The organism is Dermatophilus sp. B7861-1, assembly GCF_058996045.1.
This window is the reverse complement of sequence record NZ_CM180082.1, coordinates 470,780-485,421: the sequence shown is the minus strand read 5'-3', so window position 1 is coordinate 485,421 and position 14,642 is coordinate 470,780. Positions and strand designations below refer to the sequence as shown.

At 59.3% G+C, this 14,642-nt stretch carries 12 protein-coding genes; 5 read left to right on the top strand and 7 right to left on the bottom strand.

Annotation, left to right across the window (positions count from 1 at the left end):
- Window position 1: 1 nt before the first annotated feature.
- Together AC2T9U_RS02005 and AC2T9U_RS02000 are read right to left on the bottom strand one after the other, a co-directional pair.
- Entirely contained in the window at window positions 2-610 is a 609-nt protein-coding gene (locus AC2T9U_RS02005; RefSeq protein ID WP_115031320.1) for a DMSO/selenate family reductase complex B subunit, read from the bottom strand.
- A 32-nt stretch (window positions 611-642) separates the two neighbouring features.
- The gene (locus tag AC2T9U_RS02000) at window positions 643-3,057 is read right to left on the bottom strand and encodes a DMSO/selenate family reductase complex A subunit (protein WP_493696481.1); all 2,415 of its coding nucleotides are present in this window, start codon (window positions 3,055-3,057) and stop codon (window positions 643-645) included.
- Window positions 3,058-3,433: 376 nt separating this feature from the next.
- On the opposite strand from AC2T9U_RS02000, the gene gnd reads away from it, so the two are divergent.
- From gnd to AC2T9U_RS01985, 3 genes are all read left to right on the top strand, one after another.
- Window positions 3,434-4,933 carry an NADP-dependent phosphogluconate dehydrogenase gene (gnd, locus tag AC2T9U_RS01995; RefSeq protein ID WP_493696480.1) on the top strand — a complete coding sequence of 500 codons (1,500 nt, stop codon included), beginning with the start codon at window positions 3,434-3,436 and terminating at the stop codon, window positions 4,931-4,933.
- A gap of 462 nt (window positions 4,934-5,395) precedes the next feature.
- Window positions 5,396-7,117, top strand: a complete 1,722-nt coding sequence (locus tag AC2T9U_RS01990) for a methyl-accepting chemotaxis protein (RefSeq protein ID WP_493696479.1) — start codon at window positions 5,396-5,398, stop codon at window positions 7,115-7,117.
- A gap of 108 nt (window positions 7,118-7,225) precedes the next feature.
- Window positions 7,226-8,140: an alpha/beta fold hydrolase gene (locus AC2T9U_RS01985; RefSeq protein WP_493696478.1), complete on the top strand. Its 915-nt coding sequence runs from the start codon at window positions 7,226-7,228 to the stop codon at window positions 8,138-8,140.
- 21 nt (window positions 8,141-8,161) lie between these two features.
- Here the strand turns inward: AC2T9U_RS01985 and AC2T9U_RS01980 are convergent, their stop codons facing one another.
- A complete protein-coding gene (locus AC2T9U_RS01980) occupies window positions 8,162-8,818 on the bottom strand; it encodes a TetR/AcrR family transcriptional regulator (RefSeq protein WP_115031326.1) in 657 nt (218 codons plus the stop codon).
- Between the two features lie 60 nt (window positions 8,819-8,878).
- Between AC2T9U_RS01980 and AC2T9U_RS01975 the strand changes: the two genes are divergently transcribed.
- Both AC2T9U_RS01975 and AC2T9U_RS01970 read left to right on the top strand, forming a co-directional pair.
- Complete coding sequence (locus AC2T9U_RS01975) at window positions 8,879-9,082, top strand: hypothetical protein (RefSeq protein WP_493696477.1); 204 nt, start codon at window positions 8,879-8,881, stop codon at window positions 9,080-9,082.
- Between the two features lie 95 nt (window positions 9,083-9,177).
- On the top strand, window positions 9,178-10,068 hold the full coding sequence (locus AC2T9U_RS01970; RefSeq protein WP_493696476.1) for a DUF418 domain-containing protein: 891 nt from the start codon (window positions 9,178-9,180) through the stop codon (window positions 10,066-10,068).
- On the opposite strand, the gene AC2T9U_RS01965 is transcribed toward AC2T9U_RS01970, so the two are convergent.
- The 4 genes from AC2T9U_RS01965 to dnaK all read right to left on the bottom strand — a co-directional run bounded on the left by AC2T9U_RS01965 (window position 10,021) and on the right by dnaK (window position 14,478).
- Complete coding sequence (locus AC2T9U_RS01965; protein ID WP_115032787.1) at window positions 10,021-10,479, bottom strand: heat shock protein transcriptional repressor HspR; 459 nt, start codon at window positions 10,477-10,479, stop codon at window positions 10,021-10,023. The two genes, AC2T9U_RS01970 and AC2T9U_RS01965, sit on opposite strands and share 48 nt — an antisense overlap.
- Window positions 10,480-10,490: 11 nt before the next feature.
- Window positions 10,491-11,504: a DnaJ C-terminal domain-containing protein gene (locus AC2T9U_RS01960; protein ID WP_115031329.1), complete on the bottom strand. Its 1,014-nt coding sequence runs from the start codon at window positions 11,502-11,504 to the stop codon at window positions 10,491-10,493.
- A gap of 120 nt (window positions 11,505-11,624) precedes the next feature.
- Window positions 11,625-12,416: a nucleotide exchange factor GrpE gene (locus AC2T9U_RS01955; RefSeq protein WP_493696475.1), complete on the bottom strand. Its 792-nt coding sequence runs from the start codon at window positions 12,414-12,416 to the stop codon at window positions 11,625-11,627.
- A 154-nt stretch (window positions 12,417-12,570) separates the two neighbouring features.
- A complete protein-coding gene (dnaK, locus tag AC2T9U_RS01950) occupies window positions 12,571-14,478 on the bottom strand; it encodes a molecular chaperone DnaK (protein WP_115031331.1) in 1,908 nt (635 codons plus the stop codon).
- Window positions 14,479-14,642: the final 164 nt, after the last annotated feature.

The following is a 14,642-nucleotide window of genomic DNA, read 5'->3' as shown; positions in this document are numbered from 1 at the left end:
TTCAGATCTCCTCAAGGTTGGCTATCTCACCGGTTCCGGCGTTCCATTCCTGCGCGTTCTTGTGAGGTTTGACCACGAGGTTGGGGCGGGTGGTCGAGGGGTCGGGCAGGGGTGCGGTGGCCATGCCTGGCCCGAATTTCTTTTTCAGTTCGCTGATTTCTCCCCATGCCAGTGCTCGGGATGGGCAGGCTGCCACGCAGGCGGGGTCTTTGCCGGCTTGGCGGTAGTCGTAGCAACCGTCGCATTTGCTCATGTGGCCGCTTTCGGCGTTGAACTGGGGTGCCGAGTAGGGGCAGGCCCATTCGCAGTATCGGCAGCCGACGCATTTGCTCCCGTCGACGTAGACGGTGCCGTCCTCGCGCACTGTCATGGCAGTGGTTGGGCAGACTTCAACGCAGATGGGGTCGGCGCAGTGGTTGCACGAGATTGAGGTGTAGTAGGAGAACACGTTAGGGGTCAGGGTCTCACCCTGTCGGGACCAGCTTCCTCCGGTGTATTCCACAACTCGTCGCCATTTCACGCCTATGGGCAGGCTGTGTTTGTCTTTACAGGCGATTTGGCACGCCTTGCAGCCGTTGCAGGCGCTCTGGTCGAACGCGAATCCCTGCATGAGAGGCCTCTTTTTCTTTCAGTGCTGCGGTTTTAGACGGGGGCGCCGTAGCGCGGTGATGGTGCACCGGCTTGTGTGGGAGCATCGGTGGCTTTAGCGACTTGGGCCAGCACTGTGTGCTGGGCGTTACCTTTGGCGTAGGGGGTGCGGTGCATGCTGGTCAGGATGTTGACGGCGCCGCCGTGGTCGGTTCCCTCTGGTCCGCGTTCTAGCCAGGCGCCTTGGGGGACGCTGAGGACGCCGGGCATGATCCGTGGGGTCACCATGACGCGGAGAGTGATTTTTCCGCGGTCGTTCCACACTGCGATGCGGTCATCGGTTTTGATGCCTCGCTCGGCTGCGTCCAGCGGGTTCATCCACGCTTTTTGGGGGTGGGCTTCGCGGTTGTTGGCGAGGTTTCCGTAGGTGGAGTGGGTGCGGCCTTTGAAGTGGTGGCCGATGACTTGAAGTGGGTAACGTTTGTCCGTTTTCGCGGCGGTCGCGCCCTCCCAGGTGTCGATGTGCATCGGGATGGCGGTGATGACGTCACCGGGTAGTCGAGGCTCGGGAAAAGTCCAGGTTTTCGCCATTTCCCATAGCTGGGTAGAGAAGATTTCGATTTTCCCTGATGGGGTGGGGAGTTTGTTCTTCTCGGGGTCTTCGCGGAAATCTTTGAGCGCTACGGTCATGCCCTCGGGGTTGTGGTAGCGGTGTACGCCTTTCTTACGGAGGGTGTCGAAGTCAGGGAAGTCGGGGTGTTCTTTGACTGTTTCGGCTTGCATGTGGCGAGCCCATTCTTCGAGGGTGCGGCCCTCGGTGAATTGTTTTTCGATGCCCATCCGCTTAGCGATTTCGGTGCACATTTCGTAGGCGGGTTTGGAGTCAAAGAGCGGCTCGATGGCTTTCTCCGCCATGATCAGGTAGGCCATGTCGCCGGTGTATTCGCTGGGAACAAGGTCCCAACGTTCTGCCGTGGTGGTGTCTGGCAGGACGAGGTCTGCCAGGTGCGCCGAAGCCGTCATCTGGTTATCAACAACGCAGATGAACTCTGCAAGTGACTCGTCGGTGAGGATTTTTTTGGTGCGGTTAATGTCGCCGTGTTGGCTGGCGAGCATGTTGCCGCCGTAGGAGAGGATGAACTTAATGTTCGATTTCAGGCGTTCACCGCCGCGTACGCCATCTGAGGTAGCAGTCATTTCGGTACCGCGGGTGATGGCGTCGGTCCAGCTGTAGAAGCTGATTGACGTTTTGACAGGGTTATCGCCGTCGGGGAACCACTTCGTGATGGGCCAGTAGTAGCCTTCGCGTCCGCCGGTGCCGCCGCCGGGGATACCGACCTGACCAATCATGGCGGCGAGGGTGTAGATGGCGCGGGCTTGGTTCTCGCCGTTGGCGTGGCGTTGGGGTCCCCAGCCTTGGGTGATGTTGGTTGGTTTGGTGGTGGCGACTTCCCGGGCGAACGCGATGATGGTGTGTTCGGGCACGCCAGTGATTTTCGCGGCCCAGGCAGGGGTTTTAGGGGTTTTGTCTGATCCTTTGCCCAGAATGTAGCTCTCGTAGGAGTTCCCTTCGGGGATACCTTCGGGCATGTGTTCTTCATCGAAGCCTTGACAGTAGGTGTCGAGGAATTCTTTGTCGTGGAGCTTCTCGGTGATCATCACGTGCGCCATCCCGGCCACGAGGGCGGCGTCGGTGCCTGGGCGCGGAGCGATCCACTGGTCAGCCAGGACGGTCCCTGAGTCGGAGTATCGGGGATCCACGAGGATTACTTTGAGTCCCTTTTTCTTGGCCAAGAGTGAGGTGTAGGTGTTTCCGCCTCCGGACATGCGGGTTTCTTGGGGGTTGTTGCCCCACAGCACGAGCAGCCGCGAATGTGTGGCTGCGTCTTCGAAAGAGTTCGACATCTGCTCATCGGTGTTACCGAATTGGAAGATCGAGGCCGAGTTGAGGTTGCCGTAGCTGTAGTTGGCGTAATAACCCAGGTGCCCGCCGAGTAGGTTGAACAGGCGCGGCCACCCGCCGGAGTAACCGAGATGGGCGTTCCATGTACCCGATCCATAGGTTTTGAAGATTGCTTCGTTGCCGTAGGTGTCGATGGTGTATTTCAGCTTCTTGGCGAAAAGGTCAAAGGCCTCGTTCCAGGAGATTTCTTGCCATTTGCCTTCGCCGCGTTTGCCGACGCGTTTGAGGGGTTTTTTGATGCGATCAGGGTTGTAGATGCGCTGGCGCATGTTGCGTCCGCGTACGCAGGCCCGGATCTGCCGGTTGAGTAGTGAGTCGTCGCCGGTGTTGTCGGGTAGAACCCGCACCACTGTTCCGTTCTCTACTTGCAGCCGCAGTGGGCAGCGCGAACCGCAGTTGATCACGCACGCTGACCAGACAGTGCGGCCGTTGACTGCTACGCCTTTAGCTTCGTCTGGGATGGGGGCGGGGCTGGCGGGGGCCTGCGGGCGTGCGCACCCGCTCATCAGGGCGACTCCGCCCCCAGCGATCGCTGACCATTTCAGGACAGAGCGCCGGGCGATTGGCGTTTTTAATGGGCGGGTCTTGTCCATCTGTCCGCATCCTTCACTGACCAGATCGCTGCGTGTTTGCACGTCAAGCTTTTGTTGAACCTGTGAGAGGTTTCTTGATTCTGAGAGTAAAGATGCCCCGGGGTGTAACCCCCAGGTGGGACGGTTTTCAGGGACTGTTGAGAGATTATTCACAGGCACCAACTGCACAGGCAGCCTGTCTGTGTAGTTGGCCGCTCAGGAGCGCCTTGCTCACCCACACTTGCGCACGTCTCATACTCCTCATACCCCTGTTCGCTCGTTGAACATCACCATCAGCAAGGAGAACTCGATGACCGAAACCACCACCACCTCCACCGGCGAATCAGCAAAAGGTCTCTCGCCGGACGGTAAAGCCGAGGTCGGCGTCATCGGTATGGCTGTCATGGGCAGCAGCCTGGCCCGGAACATGGCTCGCCACGGCTACGCGGTCGCTATCTATAACCGCACCTTGGCCAAAACCGAAGAGGTTGTGCGTGAGTACGGCCACGAGGGCACTTTCGTAGCTGCGCAAACCTTGGAAGAGTTCGTTTCTTCGCTGGCCAGCCCGCGACGCATCGTGATCATGGTGCAGGCTGGGCGAGGCACGGACGCCGTCATCGATGAGTTGATGCCCCTGCTGGACAAAGACGACATCGTTGTTGACGGCGGTAATGCCTTTTTTGAAGACACCCGCCGCCGTGAGAAAAAGCTCGCCGATGCCGGGTTCCGTTTCATCGGTGCTGGGATCTCCGGTGGTGAAGTCGGTGCCCTTGAAGGACCTTCGATCATGCCTGGCGGCCCGGCCTCTAGCTACGCGCTCATGGGCCCCATCCTTGAAGACATTTCCGCCAAAGTTGATGGGCAGCCATGCTGCACCTACATCGGCGCTGACGGGGCTGGCCACTTCGTGAAAATGGTGCACAACGGCATCGAATACGCCGACATGCAGTTCATCGGCGAAGCCTACGAATTACTCAAAGCTCTGGGCCTATCCGCCGATGAAATGGCTGACACTTTCGCTTCCTGGAACTGCGGCGACCTGGATTCCTACCTCGTTGAGATCACCTCCGAGGTGTTGCGCCACAAAGACCCGAAAACGGGCACGCCGCTGGTGGATCTGATCGTTGACGCTGCCGGGATGAAAGGCACCGGCACGTGGACTGTCCAGTCCGCTCTGAACCTGGGCACGCCGGTCAACTCCATCAGCGAAGCCGTATTTGCTCGCGCTATCTCCAGTCACGGTGAGCTGCGTGAGCATGCACAGGCAGCTTTGGAAGGCCCGGACCGGACTTTGCCTGCTGACCTGGATCGAGAAGCTTTCATCAATGACATCCGGGACGCCCTATGGAGCGCCAAAGTCATCGCTTATGCCCAAGGCCTCGACGAAATCCGCACCGCTGCCCACGAATACGGGTGGCAGATTGATGTGGCTGCAGTTGCTTCGATTTGGCGAGCCGGGTGCATCATCCGTGCCGCGCTGCTCCAACGCATCTCCGATGAGTACGCCGCGAACAATCTCACCACCTTGCTCGAAGCTCCCTCTATCGCCGCTGGCCTGGCCAAAAACCAGGACGCGTGGCGCCGAGTCGTCGCAACCGCCGCGAGCGCTGGAGTACCTATTCCTGGCTTCAGCTCTGCCCTGGCCTATTACGATCAAGTTCGTTCCCCTCGCCTCAACGCTGCGCTCACTCAGGGGTTGCGTGACTACTTCGGGGCGCACACCTACCGCCGCATTGATGGCGGTGAGGCTTCGTTCCACACGTTGTGGTCTGGTGACCGTAGCGAGATCAATACCTCCACCAGCCACTGATTCCCCGAATTTCTCGCATCCATAATCCTGCGCATATACGAAGGGCCCTGTCCGTGGTGGACAGGGCCCTTCGGGCGGATGAACTAGTGCACGGCTCAGCTAGAGCGACGTGATTCCACACGAACCGGCACCGGCTCGGGGCGCGGCGCGGCGGCAACGACAACAACTGCGGTCGCTGTCGCGACGACTGCGGTAATGACTGCCATGTCATGTCCTTCGTGTTTGGTCCGCGCGGCGGTCATAAGCACACGCGGTATCGCGTCCAGAATATCGCGGCCGCCGCACATCTTGTGTACACAGGAAAAAGTTATTCAGCCACGCCGAAGGCGAACAGCACCTTGTTCTTCCCTAAATCTATGGCCGACTACCCCGTCGTAACAACGAAATCTGCTCAGGTACAAAAATGTTCGCCCGATGAGAGCAGCAGGGGAAAGCTATGTCACATCGCGGGGAAAGGTCGTCATGAAACAATCCACCCTCATCAGAACTGGATATTTGGCGACCCTCATACTGACCGCACTTACTCTTTTGGCCATCGCCGCGCTACTACTCAACACCGGCACCCCTATCCAGGACGGCGGCACCCCCACCGCCACGGCCACCAGCTCCTCTGGCACCTCCTCAGAAACAACAACAGGAATCAGCGACGCCGCCACCATCTTGGACACGATGCGTGCCCTAACCGCTGACGCACGAGGATTCGCCACCACCGGTGACCGCGGATGGCTTACCGACTACTTCGCCATCAGCGAGAACTCACGCACCATCGACACCGCCCTGGAATCCCTGCGCTCAACCAAAACTGCCCCCACCCTGGCCGCCGCAGCCGCTACCGCAGCTGAGGCACACAAAAAACTCACCATCGCCGATATCCGCTCCATGCGGCTACGCCTGGAAGCAGAAAACGTCCCCGAAACTCAAATGCCTGTCCGGGTCGCCGAATACCAACTGATCCCCGCAGATAAAGAGCTCACCGCCACCGCCAAACGCGAACTCGCAGCCACCGTCGTATTGGGCCGCGACTACCGCAACGCCTCCGAGGCCGTCACTGCCCCCCTCAAAAAAGCAATCACCAGCGCCAGCACCACTACCACCCCAACTGCAGCTTCAGACCCCATCGCCCCGGCTGCCAGCGAAACCACCTGGGTCAAGAGCTGGGCCACGATCCCCGTGACTGTCTGCGCAATCGTCTGCCTTATCACCCTGATTGCTCTCGTGCGCCTATGGCACACTCGCACCGCAGCACCACTGACCCGCTATGCCACCGCACTCACCAGCGCAGACCCTCACGATCTCAACCTCACTCTCACCCCCGAAGGCACTGACACCACCCGCGCTCTGGCCCACCACTTCAACACCCGCCAAGCCGCGTTAACTACCTCTTTACATCTCATCACCAGCGACATTGACCGCATCGCAGCCACAGCAGCTGAACTCGATACCAGCGCAGACCGGTTTGCTACCACCTCCGCAGCGACCAGCTCAGCTGCAGAAAACGCCGCCGGTACCGCCACCCAGCTGAGCGACAACGTCAACACCGTCGCCACTGGCACTGAAGAAATGAACGTCTCTATCCGCGAGATCGCCACTGCAGCTACCCGCGCCTCTGAAGTGGCTTCCGAGGCGGTCACCTCTGCCCAGGGCGCGGTAAGCATCGTTGAAAAACTTTCTGAATCCTCTGTCCGTATCGGCGAAGTCATGAAAACCATCACGTCTATCGCTGAACAAACCAACCTGTTGGCCCTCAACGCCACCATCGAAGCCGCCCGCGCCGGAGAAGCAGGCAAAGGCTTCGCCGTCGTCGCCAACGAAGTCAAAGAGCTGGCTTCCCAATCCGCGGCGGCCTCCGATGACATCTCCGAACGGATCCTCGGCATTCAAGGAGACGCTGAAGCGACCTCGGCAGCGCTGACCAGCATCGGCGAAATCATTGCCCGCATCAACGAAACCCAATCAACAATTGCCTCAGCTGTGGAAGAGCAGACCGCAACCACCACAGAGATGCGCCGTTCGGTCCAGGAGGCCGCTACCGGAGCCAGCGGCATCGCCCAGACCGTTTCTCAGGTCGCAGATCGTGCATCTGCAGGTTCAACAGCGGCGACCGAAACCCGTCAAGAGATCGCTACCTTGAGCGAAATAGCCGCCTCTACTGCCCAATCTCTGCGCATGTTCAATACCCATTAGGGAGCCGCGACACGCCCCTAGGCACCCCGCAGGTATGTTCTCTTCATTTTTGCGCATATCGTCGATACCCCCACCAATGGGCTCAGACGGAACGCGAAGGAAAATCCCATGTCGCCACAGGACATCGAAATACCCGTGGATACCGGCGTCCTCGCCGTCAGAGATCATGGTGGCAATGGCCAGCCGCTCATCCTCGTGCACACGCCCGGTTGGAGCCTGGAACTGTGGACGCCACTGGCCCAGCAGCTCACCGACCAGTTCCACGTTTACAGCTTTGACCTGCGCCGCCACGGCCACTCCACCGCCGTGCACCTGCCCGCTTCCGCGGCGTGGCACGACCTCGAAACTATCAGCAACTACTTCAACCTCGCCCCTGCGATCCTCATCGGCCATGACATGGGGGCCTTCTTGGCGTGCGTGGCTGCTATCAAACGTCCGGATCTGTTCACCTCGATCATTGGTATTGACGCAGCAGCAACACTGGCTCGCCGTGAAGTAATAAAGACCTACAGCACTATCACTGACCCCGAATTCCACGCTGGACTCAACACCCGGTTCGCACTGGACACCAAATTGCACAGTAAAGAAGATGTCGAGGCATGGGCAGAAAAACAGCTGGATCGATACCGGAAAGACTGGACTCTCAAAGGGTTCGATGAGGACGCGATGCGCGCTGATATCGACCGAGGTATCCGTTTGCACCCTGATGGAACATTCCGGACAGCACCTAGCATCGAGGAGATTCTGGCTCTCTACATCTTCTCTCTCGCCGACGAGGTGTTCCCCTCAGTCGACCTCTACGAGAAACTCCCCTGCCCCTCGTTGACGATTCACTGCCGAACTGGTTTGCACAGTGAAAGCCACCAGCGTCTCCTCAAACTCACAACACAGCATCCTTTGATGGAAGTGGTCACCATCAACGCTGGCCACATGGCAATTCATTCATCACCACGGGATGTCGCCACCTTGGTCAAGGAGTTCACCGCTGAGGTCTGCGCAGCAGAAACTCTGTGCTTGTCGTAGCTTTATCGCTTAACAGCACACTCATCGCGCATCCAACGCCGCATCGACATGTCTATGCAGTATTTCTCGCACTGTCTTGGCGTTGAGTCGCTCTGGGCCGTAGAGCAAAGCCACCGCTAGGCCATCTACCGCCACCGCAAGACATTCGGCACGCAGTTCAGCCTCAGGGACACGCGCATACTCCACTAAGGGACGCGTCACTATCCTTGCCCCTTCGATCATCTCTTGGGCTTGTGTCCGCAAAGACTTTTGAGTTCGAGAGCGCTCACTCAAAGCTAGCCACACGGCAACTTCACGACGCCGCGTGGCGTCCAGCGGCAGCAGTTCTTCTAAAACATCCACGGCCATATCTCGGAATGCAGGTGAAGCAGCGATAACTCGCTCAGCTTTGGGCGAGAGCTCTTTGAGTGAATCTTTTGTGTTTTTCAGCTGTTCTTTTTGGAAAACCTCTACTCGTGCCCAGATGCGTTTCTCAATGCGTTCCTCCATGACCTGGAGGGATTCAATAAGCATTCCTTCATGGCCATCTATGTAATGACGCACTGATCCAACGTTAAGTCCAGCCTCGGACGCGACGTTACGTAATGACGCTGCTTCCACTCCGCCTCGCTCAATAAGGGCGAAAACGGCGTCGGCAATGCGCTCTCGCCTGCGGGTGACGTCGACGATTTTGGGCACGTTCCTTGTCTATCACCTGCACACCAGATCTTTTTTATCTCAACTGTGATAAAAAAAGCCATGACCTCACCTAAGCCTCGCTATGCCGCCCTGGACATCGCCCGCGGCATCGCGATCTGTGGCACGCTAGCCACCAACATATGGATCTTCTCCCACCCCGGCGGCCTACTCGGTTACTTCGACTCCCCCACCAGCGCCAATGCCGCCCCCTGGCAGCAAACAGTCGAAGCCATTCTTCAAGCTCTGCCAACGGAAAATTCCTAGGTCTCCTGACGCTTCTTTTTGGCATCGGCCTAGCACTTCAAGCAGAAAGCGCATCCCGGCGCGGCCACACCTGGCCTGGGCCCTACCAATGGCGCATGTGCATCCTGTTCCTCGACGGAATCCTGCACTACCTACTTGTAGTCGAATTCGACATTCTTATGGGGTACGCAGTGACCGGCGGTATTGCCGCCTGGGTTATTACCTTCAGCGAACGCACCCGAAAAGCGTGGTTCACATGCGCACTAGCTGTGCACGCTTTACTCGTTCTCATAGCATCGATGATCCTCATGGCAGCCATGAACACCCAGAGCTCCCCCGCTACCTATGGGCACAATCCTTACCGCGATGGCTCCTGGTGGGACCTGGTGCTTCTTCGCATTGATTCAGCATTTATGTTCCGGATTGAACCAGTTTTCATTCTTCCGATGAGCATTGCGATGTTCCTGCTTGGCCACCGCCTATACCAATCAGGAATACTCACCGAAAAAGCCACACAGCTACGCCGGCGATTAATCATCATCGGACTCATCACCGCGCCAATTGACCTGGCCCTATCCCTGTCTTCCCCCGCCTTAAATATCCTCACCCGATACGGCACTGCACCAGTAGTAGCTGTAGGAATGCTCGCACTGATTATCAGCACCGCACATTCACTCAGCTGTGGAATATCCCGCTACCTAGCCGCACTCGGGCGCGTCTCCCTCAGCGCATACATGCTGCAAAATCTCGTTGCTTCAGCGCTTTTCTACGGATGGGGCCTGAACGTGGGGGCGATGGATCCGCAGTGGCGACTGCCAGTCACAATCGCAGCGTGGATAGGCATCAGCGCACTCATGCTTGTGATGGCTCACTGCTGGCTACTTCGTTTTCGCCACGGCCCCATGGAAATGGTCACTCACAAGTTGTACCGCAGCATCGCTGGAACTCCGGAAGCGACCTCAACGGCCAGGAACACGCCGCGGATCCCACACCACAAGAGCACGTGAAGCAACGTTGCGGCGCGGGCGTTGCCCAGCCCGCACCGCAACAACATCACCACTGCTTGCCGCCGCGAAAACCCGCCTGGCCTGATCACGGCGGTCCCGTGCCTGCTCAACCTCGCGACGCAGCTCCTCGACCGTGGCGTTGAGCTCTTCAATACGGTTTTTCAGCGCCAGGATGTACCGAATCCCCGACAAGCTCACGCCTTCATCTTGCGAAAGCCGTTGAATTTCCCGTAACTCCATCACATTCCGTGCTGAATAACGTCGCCCTCCCCCGCGCGTACGCGCAGGTACAACCAGCCCAAGCCGGTCATACTGGCGCAGAGTTTGAGCGTGCATTCCCGCCAGCTGCGCAGCCACGGAGATCACGAACACAGGAGTGTCATCATCAGGGGAAAACGATGAGGAGTTCACGGCGGGCACTTTCACTCACCTCGCGCCCGAGTGAGCAGCTCCGCCCTGGGATCGAAGTCGCTTTCCTGAGCGCGCAAGGCTTCAATAGCTGCACGTGCTTCATCTGTGAGCCGCTGCGGCACCGTTACCTGGATACGTGCCCGCAAGTCGCCCGGAGTTCCTTTAGCTGGCACTCCCCTGCCCCGCACACGCAAAGAACGCCCACTGGGGGTTCCGGCAGGCAGTTTCAACTTCACGGGGTTGCCGCCAAGAGTCGGAACAGAGATCGTGGCCCCTAGCGCGGCCTCTGCGAAAGTAACGGGAACATCAACGACGAGGTCGTTTCCTTCGAGCCGGAATACCGGGTGCGGTTTCACGGTCACTTTGAGGAGAATGTCGCCTGCTTCTCCCCCTGCCATAGGCGAGGATTCCCCTTTACCGCGCAATCGGATGGTCGCTCCGTCTTTAACCCCGGCCGGGATGCGCGCGGTGATTGGTTTACCGCTGACTCCGTTAACAACAACCGTGTCACCGTTAACGGCTTGTTTGAAGCTCAGTGTGGCGGTGGCATGCACATCACGTCCTTTGGGTGGACGTGTCCCAGCGGTACCGAAACCCATATTGCCTGCGCCTGAACCTTGTTGACCGAACATGCCCAAAAGATCTTCGAGGTTGGGTGCTGCTCCAGCAGTGCGACGCGCCCCGCCGAATCCTCCCGCATTACCGAACAGACCACCGAGCAGATCGTCGAATCCGGCTCCCCCTCCCGGCATACCGCCGGGTCCGCCAGCTGTGAAACGGGGACCACCGCCCCCCATGGCGCGGATAGCGTCATATTGACGACGTTGTTCGGCGTCGGAGAGCACTGCATACGCTTCGCCGATTTCTTTGAACTTGGCCTCGGCTACGGGATCGTTTTTGTGGGTATCGGGGTGATACTCACGCGCCATTTTGCGGTACTGCTTTTTGATCTCTTTGTCGTCCGCGCCCGGTTTCACACCGAGGACAGCGTAGAAATCCTTGTCCAACCAGTCTTGACTGGCCATGTTCCCTCCTTGACGTTCTGTGTCGGGTGAGTTGTGCCCGAAGCTGCTGTGCGAGGCGCCGTGGCGGGCGCCACTACACGAGGGCGGCGCGGACGACGATCAGCGCTGGGGTATCCCCAGTCACTTTGGGTCAGCGACACCCACTATTGCTGGGCGCACTACCCGCTCACCGATGCGGTAGCCGGGCTGCATGACCTGCACGACAGTGGTGTCGGTGACGCCTTCGGGCAGTTCTCGAACGTCGTGCGAAATAGCTTGGTGAACGGTGGGGTCGAAGACGTCCCCTTCAGCCCCGAATCGTTCTACGCCTTGTTTGAACAAGGAGGTTTCGAGTTTCTCTGCGATTTTCGCCAGCGGGCCAGTTTCGAGGTCACCGTGAGCTCGGGCGAGACCGATCTCGTCAAGAACTGGAAGTAGCCCTTCGAGGACTTTGCTGGTGCCACGCTGGGCTGCTTCTTCAAGGTCGCGTTTCGAGCGCCGCACGTAGGCGTGGTACTCGTTTTCAAGGTTGGTGTACGAGGCGCTTACGCGCTGTAGCTGGTCGATGAGTTCTTGCTCGCGTTCGCTAGTTTCGTTTTCGAACGCGGCAGCGAGGCCTTCAGGAGAGTCGTCCATGGCTTGCGCTTGGTCAGACTCTGGCTGCTCGGCGGCTGTTTCTTCGCTTGCCTGCTCCACGGTTTCTTCACTGGTTTGCTCGGCGGGCTCTGGAGCCACAACGTGTTCTTCTTCAGGGATAGCCGTGTCGGGGCGGTTCTTTTGGGCGCCTTCGTAGGCGGCTCGGGCGGCGGCTTGCCCCCCTGGCCCGGAGACCGGTGATGTCGGCCCTGGAGCGAACTCAGTTCCTTGTTCGGGTGCGCTGTGGCGGGCTTGGTATGCGCCGAACTCGTTGTCTTGCGGCTGTTCCTGCGACACGTTCCATCGCCTCCTGTTGAGGAAAAACTACTGCTGCTGCACGCCGTTTGTGGTTGTAGGGCATCGCTTGGCGTTGGGTGATACCCGGTGCGGCTCTGGGGCCGCCGCGTGTTGCGGCGGCCCCAGAGGTTACATTCGGTCGGCGACTAGCAGGTCACTTCTTGTCGTCTTCGACGACCTCGGCGTCAACGACGTCGTCGTCTGCCTTGGCCTTGGCGCCCGTGGCGGAACCTGCACCAGCACCAGCGTTACCTGCCGCACCAGCGTTACCGGCCTGTGCGCCCTCGGCCTGGGTAGCCGCGTACATTGCTGCGCCCATCGCCTGAGAAACCTCGTTCAGTTTGGTGACCTTGGTGTTGAGCTCTTCAGGGGAGACTTCGTCGTCACCGGTCTTCGCGAGAGCTTCCTTGAGGTCCTTAACTGCTTCTTCGACCGGGGCTTTCGTCTCGGCAGGAACTTTCTCACCATTGTCGGCGAGGAACTTCTCCGTGGAGTAGACGAGTTGCTCAGCCGTGTTACGGGCCTCAGCGGATTCGCGGCGCTTCTTGTCTTCTTCGGCGTGCGCTTCAGCTTCCTTGACCATGCGGTCGATTTCTTCCTGCGGAAGAGCCGAGCCACCAGAGATCGTCATGGACTGCTCTTTGCCCGTGCCGCGGTCTTTAGCGGAGACGTTCACGATGCCATTGGCGTCGATGTCGAAGGTGACCTCGATCTGCGGGACGCCACGGGGCGCTGGGGCGATGCCGGTGAGCTCGAAGGTGCCCAGAGACTTGTTCGCGCTAGCGAGTTCGCGCTCTCCCTGGAACACCTGGATTAGCACCGAGGGCTGGTTGTCTTCAGCAGTGGTGAAGGTTTCGGAGCGTTTGGTGGGGATGGCGGTGTTGCGCTCGATGAGCTTGGTCATCAGGCCACCCTTGGTCTCGATACCCAGGGACAGCGGCGTGACGTCAATGAGAAGAACGTCTTTGCGCTCACCCTTGAGGACACCGGCCTGCAGGGAGGCTCCCATGGCGACAACCTCGTCTGGGTTGACGCCCTTGTTGGGCTCTTTGCCGCCGGTGAGCTCCTTGACGACCTGGGTGACGGCTGGCATACGGGTGGAGCCACCAACGAGCACGACGTGAGCGATGTCGCCTACGGAGATCCCTGCATCCTTGATGACCTGGTGGAACGGCGCCTTAGTGCGCTCAATGAGGTCGGCGGTCATCTGCTCGAACTGGGTACGGGAGAGCGTTTCGTCCAGGTGGATGGGGCCGTTCTCGCTCATGGAGAGGTACTGGAGCGAGATGTTGGTGGTGGTGGCGCTGGAGAGTTCTTTCTTGGCCTGCTCGGCGGCGTCACGCAGACGCTGCATGGCGATCTTGTCGGTGGCAAGGTCGATGCCGGTGTTGTTTTTCACCGTGGTGAGCAGGTGCTGGACGATGCGGTCGTCCCAGTCGTCGCCACCGAGCTTGTTGTCACCGTGGGTGGCGCGGACCTGGATGGTGGAGAAGCCATCTTCGGGGTCTTTGCCGACTTCGAGGAGGGAGACGTCAAAGGTTCCGCCACCGAGGTCGAAGACGAGGATGAGTTCGTCTTCTTTGCCCTTGTCCAGGCCGTAGGCCAGAGCGGCGGCGGTGGGCTCGTTGACGATGCGCAGGACGTTGAGGCCCGCGATTTCACCGGCTTCTTTGGTTGCCTGGCGTTCGGCGTCGTCGAAGTATGCCGGAACGGTGATCACTGCGTCGGTGACAGTGTCGCCGAGGTAGGCCTCAGCGTCGCGCTTGAGCTTCTGGAGGGTGCGGGCGCTGATTTCCTGGGGCGTGTATTTTTTGCCGTCGATTTCGGTGGTCCAGTCGGTGCCCATGTGGCGCTTGACAGAGCGGATGGTGCGGTCGACGTTGGTGACGGCCTGACGTTTGGCGATTTCACCGACGAGGATTTCGCCGTTCTTGGAGAACGCAACGACGGACGGGGTGGTGCGGCCGCCTTCAGCGTTAGCAATGACGGTGGGCTCGTCGCCATCGAGGATAGAGACGGCCGAGTTGGTGGTTCCGAGGTCAATACCTACTGCACGTGCCATGTGTTGGCGCTCCTTCACGTTGGGTGGTGGCCTTAAGGGCCAGCGGCAACCCGGTGGCTGCTTGTTGCGTTGGCGGAATGCCACCTGCTCGGGGACGTAGCCATCTCTGCGCGAGAGAGGTTCGTACCGGCGTTGTTGCTCGGGTTAATGAAAGACGGACCCGA

Bases quoted from the DNA above. Each gene is read 5' to 3' on its own strand.
- AC2T9U_RS02005 (WP_115031320.1), bottom strand. From the start codon at position 610: ATGCAGGGATTCGCGTTCGACCAGAGCGCCTGCAACGGCTGCAAGGCG.
- AC2T9U_RS02000 (WP_493696481.1), bottom strand. From the start codon at position 3,057: ATGAGCGGGTGCGCACGCCCGCAGGCCCCCGCCAGCCCCGCCCCCATC.
- gnd (WP_493696480.1), top strand. From the start codon at position 3,434: ATGACCGAAACCACCACCACCTCCACCGGCGAATCAGCAAAAGGTCTC.
- AC2T9U_RS01990 (WP_493696479.1), top strand. From the start codon at position 5,396: ATGAAACAATCCACCCTCATCAGAACTGGATATTTGGCGACCCTCATA.
- AC2T9U_RS01985 (WP_493696478.1), top strand. From the start codon at position 7,226: ATGTCGCCACAGGACATCGAAATACCCGTGGATACCGGCGTCCTCGCC.
- AC2T9U_RS01975 (WP_493696477.1), top strand. From the start codon at position 8,879: ATGACCTCACCTAAGCCTCGCTATGCCGCCCTGGACATCGCCCGCGGC.
- AC2T9U_RS01970 (WP_493696476.1), top strand. From the start codon at position 9,178: ATGTGCATCCTGTTCCTCGACGGAATCCTGCACTACCTACTTGTAGTC.
- AC2T9U_RS01960 (WP_115031329.1), bottom strand. From the start codon at position 11,504: ATGGCCAGTCAAGACTGGTTGGACAAGGATTTCTACGCTGTCCTCGGT.
- dnaK (WP_115031331.1), bottom strand. From the start codon at position 14,478: ATGGCACGTGCAGTAGGTATTGACCTCGGAACCACCAACTCGGCCGTC.